Genomic DNA, 9673 nt, shown 5'->3' with positions numbered 1-9673 from the left:
GCAACGGGGACTTCCCTAACGCCAAGCTCCACATTTAAAGAGGTGACAGCTTTATCACGAATTCCGCAGGGAACGATATTGTCAAAATAACCAAGATCTGCATTTACATTGAAGGCAAAACCATGCATAGTGACCCATCGGCTGGCTCGCACTCCCATGGCACAGATCTTTCGGGCAAAAGCTGTTCCGCTGTCCAGCCAAACGCCAGTCTCTCCCTCACTGCGGCCTGCTGCAATGCCGTAGTCCTTTAGCGTGAGAATAATGGCTTCTTCCAGCAAACGCAGATATTTATGTATGTCTGTAAAGAAATTTTCGAGATCGAGAATAGGATAACCTACAATTTGCCCGGGACCATGATAGGTAATATCTCCTCCCCTGTTGATCTTATAGAAGGCGGCATCCTTTTGTTTCAGTTGCTCTTCATTTAAAAGCAGATTACTTATATCTCCACTCTTGCCCAGCGTATAAACGTGCGGGTGTTCTACAAAAAGCAGGTGATTGTTCGTCTCTTCGGAAGTATTTTCTCTTCGATTTCTTATTTTCTGATCGAGGATCTCCTTAAAAAGGCTCTCCTGATACTCCCAGGTCTCCTTATAATCACGTAACCCTAATTCCTGAAATCTTATTCTTTTATTCAAAATCATGCTCCTTTTACCTGCCTTTATTATTGTTCAAAATGATCAACGCCGCGATCACTCCGGGAACCCAGCCAAGAAGCGTAAGGATCAAAACAATTAAAATAGAACCGCAGCCCCTGTCAATAACAGCCAGCGGCGGAAAAAGAACAGATAATATTACTCTCCAGATACTCATATACAACTACAAAGATATTAATTTCTATAGCAACAGACACCTGCCTTTCCCTGCTAAAAAACAATTGATTGGTTACCCATTAGTCTGTATCTTTGCCAGTCCAATTTTGAAATAAAGACAATGCATTTATCTGAACAGGAAATCATTCGCAGGGAAAAACTGGAATCCCTTCGAAAACTCAATATAAATCCATATCCCGCGGCACTTTATCCCGTTGATCAAACTACCGCCAGCATTAAGGGCGAATTTGAAGAAGATAAAAAAGTAGTCATAGCCGGAAGGTTGATGTCAAGAAGAATTCAGGGGAAAGCCTCATTTGCCGAGATCCAGGATTCCACCGGAAAAATTCAGGTGTATTTTAATAGGGATGAGATTTGCCCTGGCGACGATAAAAGCAAATACAACGATGTCTACAAGAAACTTTTGGATATTGGAGATTTCATTGGTATTGAAGGAAAATTATTCAAGACCCAGGTAGGGGAGAAAACCGTATTGGTTGAAAATTTTACTCTTTTAAGCAAATCTCTCAAGCCACTACCTCTTCCAAAAACCGATAAGGAAGGCCATGTTTTTGATGAGTTCAATGACCCGGAGCTGAGATATCGCCAGCGTTATGCAGATCTTGTGGTAAATCCAAAAGTGAAAGAAACCTTTGTCAAGAGAACAAAGCTGTTCAACGCTATGCGTAATTTCTTTAATGACAAAGGCTACTTTGAAGTGGAAACTCCCATTTTACAGTCCATTCCGGGTGGGGCGGCTGCAAGGCCGTTTATCACACATCACAACGCACTCGACATTCCTTTATACCTGCGTATTGCCAATGAACTTTACCTAAAAAGGCTTATTGTTGGTGGATTTGACGGGGTGTATGAATTCTCAAAGAACTTCAGAAATGAAGGTATGGACCGCACTCATAATCCCGAATTCACAGCCATGGAGATCTATGTGGCTTACAAGGATTACAACTGGATGATGGAATTTACCGAAAATCTTTTGGAGCATTGCGCCATAGCAGTAAATGGCACTACTGAAGCTAGCTTCGGAAAACACCAGGTAGATTTTAAAGCTCCGTATGCACGCATCACCATGACCGATGCGATAAAGAAATTTACAGGTTTTGACATTACAGGAAAATCTGAGAAAGAGCTTTTTGATGCAGCAAAAAGTATGGGTATAGAGGTGGATGACACCATGGGGAAAGGCAAATTGATTGACGAGATCTTTGGTGAAAAATGCGAAGGGAACTTCATTCAGCCTACCTTTATTACAGATTATCCGAAGGAAATGAGTCCGCTTTGTAAAGAGCATCGCGAAAATCCGGAATTGACAGAGCGATTTGAACTCATGGTCTGCGGAAAAGAGATCGCCAATGCTTATTCGGAGCTTAATGATCCAATCGACCAACGCAATCGATTTGAGGAACAATTGGAATTGTCTGAAAAAGGAGATGATGAAGCCATGTTTATCGATAACGACTTTTTAAGAGCACTGGAATACGGAATGCCTCCAACATCAGGCCTTGGTATTGGAATGGACCGATTGATCATGTTCCTCACCAACAAACAATCCATTCAGGAAGTTCTTTTCTTTCCACAAATGAAACCTGAAAAGAAAGCCGCTGTTCCTAAACCTGAAGATTTTATAAAAATCGGAGTACCTCAGGAGTGGGTCGATACGGTAATGCATGAATTTGGCACCGTAACTAAACTAAGGGAGCAGAAAGCCACACAGGTGCATCAAAAATTGAATGGTCTAAGAAAAAAGAATAAATTGCCTATCGCCGCACTACAGCTGGACGAGGTAGAAAAGTGGTTCTAAAAATGACATTTTTGACATGGCAGTAAAAGGCTGTTTAGAAAGACTGTATTCGTCAAGCTGACCTTGTTTCAGCTTCTAATTGAATTGGGTGAATAAGGCCCTGAAATAAATTCAGAATGACGTCTCCCAGAAATTTTTTAAACAGCCTTTTTTAATTTATGGCAGGACAACCACAGTGGTAGCGTGTTCTTCCCGCGCCAAAGTTATAGCCGAGCGTTATTTGATGAAACCCGCTGTTGCTAAGCACAATATCGTTGAACTGCCGGGAATAGGTATAACCAATGATAAAACTTCGGAATTCTACACCCGCAAAGGGCGTAACATAACGAATATTTTCCCTTCCGGTTTCCAGCTTGTCCAATCCATGACGGTAGGACAATCCTGCCCATACCCGCCCCAGTTCAAAATTCCTGTAAGCTTTTAGGTTTAGATCTGCTGTCTTTTCGCCGGTGTCCTCCCCTAACTGGAACATCATGGAAGGCTCCAAAAACCAATCATACGCAGGTGAATAAATGTATCCGGCAGTTAGGAAATACCTGCGTTGATTAACAGCCACACCTTCCGAATTAAATAATTCACGCTTCACAGGCAGAAGATTCTTGCCTGCAATATGCACATAAAGATCCTTTAGAAAATAGGAAATCCCAACATCCAAATTGGCATAGGTAACAGAAACATCATCCTGCCCAAGAATAGGGTCGGGTTGTGAAAATTGTGTCTGATCAAGACGATGCTGTACTATACCGGCACTTATTCCGAAGCTAAGGCGATGCAGTTCAAGGTCTCCTGCAGGTAAACGTAAATGGTAGGCAAAGGCACCATACGCACCAGATTTTGAAAAATTCCCGTTGTGATCGTTGAAGAGGATCGCTCCTATCCCTTCTCTACTTCCTAATTTTCCATTGATCGTAAGGGTTTGTAACCCTGGCGCATCCTCTACCTCAAACCATTGTTGCCTTGCAGTAATACGCAGCTGATTCCTGTTTGCCGCTCCTGCTAATGAAGGATGAAGCAAAAATAAATTATCTGTCAGGTAATCTGAATAGGTAGGAATGACCTCCTGTGCCTTCAGAAGAAAAGGTTGTAAAAAGACAAAAAACATAAGGAGCCAAAAATGACATTTTTGAAGATCCTTTATTTTGTTATCTATAAGCGAATACCTCATTAGCGCCTTAAAGTAAAATGTCCCTTCAGGGGTTCAAAATCTTCTATTGTGATATGATACCAGTAATCCTGAACCGGAAGTTCATTCCCATTGTAAGTTCCGTCCCATGAAAATCCCGCACCACTTCCTGAAGCCAGGACTTTTCCGAAGCGATCAAAAATCTGAATCTCAGATTTGCTGAAGAATTCCACTCCCTTTAATTCGAATCGATCATTTTGTCCATCATTATTAGGAGTAATAAAAACCGGCACCACAATATGAGGAAATTCCTGAAATACAGTGTTACAACCTTCAAGATCTCTAATGTAGGCAATATAAATACCGCCGGGCATATTCGTAAAGCTATTCGAACTCTGAAAATTATTTCCATCCAGGGAATATTCAAAGCTTCCGGCATTGAGGGCTTCGATCGTTATGGTTGCTCCCCTGGAAGTGATCTTTCCCATGGCAGCCTCCTCAACGGGATTTATTTCAAATTTCTTTTCTGCGGAACAACCGTTTGCATTAGTGATAGTCACTACATAACTCCCGGGACTATCTACCTCTATGCTCCTTCCAGTTTCCCCGGTATTCCAGTTATAAGAGTAATTTCCTGCACCAGCATCCAGCATGATGGCACCTCCGGTACATAGCTGCCGACTTTCATCTGAAACTTCTGGCCTCCCGGAAATGCTGAAAGTGATTGCCGTTCTAGGACCAGCTTCGCAATTAAATCCGGTTTTTATGGCTTCTGCATAATAGGTTCCTTCTGTTTCCGGGTAAAATGAAGTTCCATTTCCTATTGAGGCTCCTGCAGATGCGCTGGTGTACCACAGCACAGTCTCGTCTGCCTGCGCTTCAACCTTAAGAGGTAAAATAGGATCATCTTCGCATATTTGCACGTCTCCCAGGCTCACAGGTGCTCCCGGCGCTTCAGCAACCATTACTGCAAATGCTTCTGAAGCCGAGCTACAAAGATTATCATTGAGATTAGCTGCATCTTCAGCAACCTTCACCCTAAAGTAACGAGTGCTCTGAAGAGGTGCAGATGTAAAGTTGATGTTGGTAGCCCCCGGGATATCCTGCCAGCTTACCTCATCCTGACTCTCCTGCCATTGAAATGCGTGACTGGAATATACCGAATGATCTGGATTTGCGGTAAGCGAAACATTTACTGGAGTATCTGCTGCACAAACTTTTATGGACTTTTCGGTTGTGGCACTGGAGTTGATCTCGGTGCGATCTCCACAGGAACGAAAAATGATATCATCAATGGCGAGGTCATTTCCGCAGCCACCAATTCCGTTGTTGAACATCCTTAAAATGACGTCAGATTGATTTGCCTGGGAGCGAAAGACCAGGGCGTACTGCTCCCATTTGGGCGTACGGCTTCCAGGAATATCTCCTGAGCTCCCGCTCTTGAGGAGGACAGTTCCCGTCTCGTCCCAAATTTCAAATCTCACATTAATAGGAATTCCTGTCCCTTCACACACATTGACACTAGCAGCATTATAGACGTTCATGAGAAATGCAGAAAATTCATAGGTTGTTGCCTCACACAGCCCTGTGATACTGGTTTCATAGAACATCCCGGCAGTGTTGTCATTGGCGTTAACTATCAATGCTCTCCCGTTTGAAATAGTAGATTGCGGAAATCCAGGATGCCAGGTTCCGTTATTTTGCCCTATTCTGCTGGAAATGGTGTACTGCCCGTCATTTGGGTCGCCTTGAACGTAAGTGTAATTTGTAACTCCTGGCGGCAAAGCTGGACCGGTACCAATTCCTTTTCCAAAAGTCTCCTGGAATATAGGGTCTCCCTTACTCCCGGTACAAAAGCCAAGTTGAGAGAAAACATTCCCCGAAACAAGAAAGAGAGCAAGAAAAAGAAAGATTCTCATTGTCCTTCAAAGGTACAGGAAAGTCGGCATATTTTAAGATTTTCTTAGCATCATGTTCCAGTAAAATTCCGAAGGAAAAAAATAAGATTTTAAACCTTTAAGGCTCCCACCTGTCCAACAATCAGCATAGTGCATCTCTTTTTATTTAACAGCTTCTGGTTAGGCAGCCGAATCCTGTTTTCATAAATTGGGCAATTCTTAACTTAAATTACATTTAATGAACAACCGATTAATGCTCCGGCTTGTTATTGTTTTCTTTTCTTTTTCAATAACAAGCTGTGCTGTTTTCCAATCTGACAAGGGTAAAAAAACAGCGGCAACAGCCAAGCCCTCCGAAAAAGACAAAAACGGCATCAAACCTTATGATAAGGTCATCACCAACAAGGCCAAAACCGACGCCGGACTTTTTACAGTACATCAAATAGATGACGATTATTACTACGAAATCCCCGACAGCCTTTTTAATCGTGAAATGCTTATGGTTACCAGGATCGCCCAAACTGCTTCGGGAATTGGTTTTGGTGGCGGAAAGCAAAATGAACAGGTTTTAAGATGGGAAAAAAAGAATAAAAATGTGCTGCTTCGTGTGGTTTCACATGATGTATTTGCTGCAGATTCTCTTCCGGTACATGAAGCTGTGGTTAACTCCAATTTTGAACCTATTCTGTTTTCCTTTGATATCGAAGCTTATCATAAGGATTCTGTGAACAATTCCACAGTGATCAAGGTAACAGACCTTTTTAAAAAGGATGTACAGGCTCTAGGTTTTCCAGAAAGAAACCGAAAGGATTACAAGATCACCCGTCTTGATGACAGCCGGTCTTATATTGATACAATAAGAAGTTATCCTGAAAATATCGAAGTAAGACACGTAAAGACTTACAATGCAGGGGAACCGCCATCTAACTCAAGTACAGGATCGATTTCTGTAAAAATGAGCAACTCCATGATCCTTCTTCCTAAGGTGCCCATGGAAAGAAGATATTTTGACGAACGTGTAGGTTGGTTTACTACTGGACAAACAGATTACGGTCTGGACGCTCAGAAAAGTGAAACAGTACGCTACCTTGACCGCTGGAGATTAGAGGTGAAGGAAGAAGATATGGAAAAATTCAAGCGTGGGGAACTGGTAGAACCAAAAGAACCTATCGTCTATTATATTGATCGTGCAACTCCAGCTAAATGGATCCCTTATATCAAACAGGGAATTGAAGACTGGCAGGTCGCTTTTGAAGCTGCAGGTTTCAAAAATGCCATTATTGCAAAAGATCCTCCGTCAAAGGCAGAAGATCCAGACTGGAGTCCCGAAGATGTTCGCTATTCTGTGGTGCGTTATTTGGCTTCCCCAATTCCTAATGCAAACGGGCCGCACGTAAGTGATCCAAGATCTGGAGAGATCTTAGAATCTGATATTAACTGGTACCACAACGTAATGACCCTGCTTAGGAACTGGTTCTTTGTACAGACTGCAGCCATTAACGAAGATGCCCGCGGAGTTGCTTTTAAAGATGAGATCATGGGCCGTCTAATAAGGTTCGTATCTGCTCATGAAGTAGGACACACCTTAGGACTTCCACATAACATGGGTAGCAGTGTTGCTTATTCTGTGGAATCATTAAGAGATCCTGAATTCACTAAAAAATACGGAACGGCGCCTTCTATAATGGACTATGCACGCTTCAATTATATTGCACAACCAGAGGATGGTGATGTAGCCTTAATGCCAAACATTGGGCCATACGATAAGTATTCCATCATGTGGGGATACAAGCCAATTCCGGAGAAATTTGGGAAGGAAGAGAAAGAGATCCTCGATTCATGGATCCTTGAGAAAGCAGGAGATCCTGTGTACAGATTTGGAGCCCAGCAAAGTGGCGTTATTGATCCAACCTCACAAACAGAAGATCTTGGCGACGACTCTGTTCTTGCAAGCCAGTACGGGATCAAGAACCTTAAGAGAATTGTTCCAAATCTTATAGAATGGACTTCAGAAAAAGGTAAGGACTACGAAGATCTGGAGACCATGTATGAGCAGGTTCTTGGGCAGTACAACAGGTACATGGGCCATGTGGCTGCAAATATTGGTGGAGTGATCAAGGAAACCAAGACCTATGACCAGGATGGAGCTGTTTTCTTCCACGTAACTGCCCAGAAACAGAAGAACGCAATGAATTTCCTTCAGGATGAGTTATTCTCTACCCCAGAATGGCTTATTGATCAGGACATCTTTAATAAGATCGAATTTGATGGAAATGTAGAGCGAATTAGAAGTACACAGGAAAGAACGCTCAACAATCTTCTTGACTTCGGAAGAATGGCAAGATTGATTGAAAATCGTGAAGCAAACGGAAAGGAAGCTTACGGAATTCTTGATATGATGCAGGATCTTAGAACCGGGATCTGGAGTGAATTGAGAAGAGGCGAAAGCATAGACACCTATCGTCGTAACCTGCAGCGCGCATACATCAACAGGATGGAATACCTTATGAACGAAGAGCAGGAGTCAATTCCGGCACGTTTTCGGTCATGGGTGACACGTTCCAACGTGGAGGTAGCGCAAAGTGATATCCGCCCTGTTGTGAGAGGCGAGTTAAAGAAATTACAACGCGACCTAAGGAACAGCATTGGCAGAAGTAGAGATACCCTCACCAGGTATCACCTTGAAGATGCCTTGGAAAGAGTAAATCTAATTCTCGATCCTAACAGCTAGATAGCAAGCCTGTCATTTTTTATAACTGCCTGTGAGGCTTTTTTCAGCATTTCAATTTAGAAAGCTGGAAAAGTTTCACAGGCAGTTTTTTATTTCCATCTGCCTCTTTTGCAACTAATTAGAAAAAAATGGAGCTTAAATTTTTAGCATTTTAAGCAGGTATACGTTTTCAAATTAGTATGGACTTAACTAAGCCGTTAAACTACCTCTAAAGTTGTTGGTTTTCCTACAAAAGAATTTCATTCTATGCGGGGATTTTAGCACTTTCACTCAGCGTTAACCTTAAAAAATATGAAGTATGAAAAATGTGAAGTTTGACCTAAAAAGATTTTTTCTCTACCTGGGATTTTTATTCCTGGCGGTAAACCTGGTAAGTTGTAGTGATGACGATGATGCTGGAGACATTCAGCTGAGACCCACAGCTTCTTTTGACCTTAATGAGGAGTACACCTTAGTGGGAAACACCATAACCTTAGAAAGTATCACTGTTGGTCAGCGTAGCTGGCTCGTAGCCGTAAATGCAGGCAGTGAGAATACCAATAATTTCATTTCTGAACCCGTGCTGTTGCAAAGCGGTGAGAACACAAATGTCCAGCTTACTTTTGATGAGGACGCCATTTCTGATGATGGTAATGGCCAGCAGGTAGTACTCAAGCTCTATGCAGATAACACTACCGGCGGTACCTCTGGAGAATGGGATTCGTCAGATCAACCCATAATGACAGCAAACAATGTTCTCATCACCAAGACCATTACTGTGTTTACCGACGATGATTCCACCGCGGTCTTTGCCGACTTTGATACCAACGGCGATGGATCACTCGACGCAGACGAAGTTCCGGCTACTTATCAGAACAATTTTACGGAATGGGATGCAGATGCCGACGGTTCCTTAAGTATGGAAGAATTCTACAATACCTCATTTGCTAATACCGATATGGACGACGATGACGGAATTAGCGAAGAGGAGTGGAACACAGGTTTTGCAGGCATGTTTGGCAACTGGGCCGATGATGATTTTGCAAGCTTTGACGCAGATGCCGACGGAGTATTGGATAGCGACGAGTGGAATACAGTTTTTGGAGAATCCAACTGGTTTGAAACCTACGATGCAGATTCCAATACCTTTGTAACCGAAGACGAATGGAACACAGGACTCTTTGGGGACTGGGATCTGAACGACGATGACATGATTGATGAAGATGAATTTAACGCCTACAGCCCTTATGTGGCTAACTGGTAAAATTCAGTTTTCCCGACCTGTTTTCCTTAAAATTTAGATCTCGAAGC

General features: G+C 42.6%; 7 protein-coding genes. 3 read left to right on the top strand and 4 right to left on the bottom strand.

The features are described from left to right. Both lipB and HC175_RS09570 read right to left on the bottom strand, forming a co-directional pair. Window positions 1–638 (bottom strand): lipoyl(octanoyl) transferase LipB (gene lipB / locus HC175_RS09575; RefSeq protein ID WP_235942572.1); only part of this gene is annotated, 638 nt, incomplete at its 3' end. Between the two features lie 13 nt (window positions 639–651). Beyond that, complete coding sequence (locus HC175_RS09570) at window positions 652–813, bottom strand: YqaE/Pmp3 family membrane protein (protein ID WP_168138260.1); 162 nt, start codon at window positions 811–813, stop codon at window positions 652–654. Window positions 814–933: 120 nt separating this feature from the next. Here HC175_RS09570 and lysS point away from each other — a divergent pair, with 120 nt between their 5' ends. Next, complete coding sequence (gene lysS / locus HC175_RS09565; RefSeq protein ID WP_168138259.1) at window positions 934–2631, top strand: lysine--tRNA ligase; 1698 nt, start codon at window positions 934–936, stop codon at window positions 2629–2631. 151 nt (window positions 2632–2782) lie between these two features. Here the strand turns inward: lysS and HC175_RS09560 are convergent, their stop codons facing one another. Both HC175_RS09560 and HC175_RS09555 read right to left on the bottom strand, forming a co-directional pair. Beyond that, window positions 2783–3796: a PorP/SprF family type IX secretion system membrane protein gene (locus tag HC175_RS09560; protein ID WP_235942571.1), complete on the bottom strand. Its 1014-nt coding sequence runs from the start codon at window positions 3794–3796 to the stop codon at window positions 2783–2785. Then, entirely contained in the window at window positions 3796–5673 is a 1878-nt protein-coding gene (locus HC175_RS09555; RefSeq protein WP_168138258.1) for a T9SS type B sorting domain-containing protein, read from the bottom strand. Before HC175_RS09555 ends, HC175_RS09560 begins: the two co-directional genes overlap by 1 nt. A 217-nt stretch (window positions 5674–5890) precedes the next feature. Here HC175_RS09555 and HC175_RS09550 point away from each other — a divergent pair, with 217 nt between their 5' ends. Both HC175_RS09550 and HC175_RS09545 read left to right on the top strand, forming a co-directional pair. Further along, the gene (locus tag HC175_RS09550; protein ID WP_168138257.1) at window positions 5891–8383 is read left to right on the top strand and encodes a zinc-dependent metalloprotease; all 2493 of its coding nucleotides are present in this window, start codon (window positions 5891–5893) and stop codon (window positions 8381–8383) included. 298 nt (window positions 8384–8681) lie between these two features. After that, entirely contained in the window at window positions 8682–9626 is a 945-nt protein-coding gene (locus tag HC175_RS09545; RefSeq protein WP_168138256.1) for a DUF7282 domain-containing protein, read from the top strand. The last annotated feature ends 47 nt before the right edge of the window (window positions 9627–9673 follow it).

It is taken from the genome of Salinimicrobium oceani (genome assembly GCF_012037645.1).
This window is presented reverse-complemented; position numbering and strand designations above follow the sequence as displayed.

Excerpts from the sequence above, each read along its gene's own strand:
- HC175_RS09570 (WP_168138260.1), bottom strand. The coding sequence starts at position 813 with ATGAGTATCTGGAGAGTAATATTATCTGTTCTTTTTCCGCCGCTGGCT.
- lysS (WP_168138259.1), top strand. The coding sequence starts at position 934 with ATGCATTTATCTGAACAGGAAATCATTCGCAGGGAAAAACTGGAATCC.
- HC175_RS09560 (WP_235942571.1), bottom strand. The coding sequence starts at position 3,796 with ATGAGGTATTCGCTTATAGATAACAAAATAAAGGATCTTCAAAAATGT.
- HC175_RS09555 (WP_168138258.1), bottom strand. The coding sequence starts at position 5,673 with ATGAGAATCTTTCTTTTTCTTGCTCTCTTTCTTGTTTCGGGGAATGTT.
- HC175_RS09550 (WP_168138257.1), top strand. The coding sequence starts at position 5,891 with ATGAACAACCGATTAATGCTCCGGCTTGTTATTGTTTTCTTTTCTTTT.
- HC175_RS09545 (WP_168138256.1), top strand. The coding sequence starts at position 8,682 with ATGAAAAATGTGAAGTTTGACCTAAAAAGATTTTTTCTCTACCTGGGA.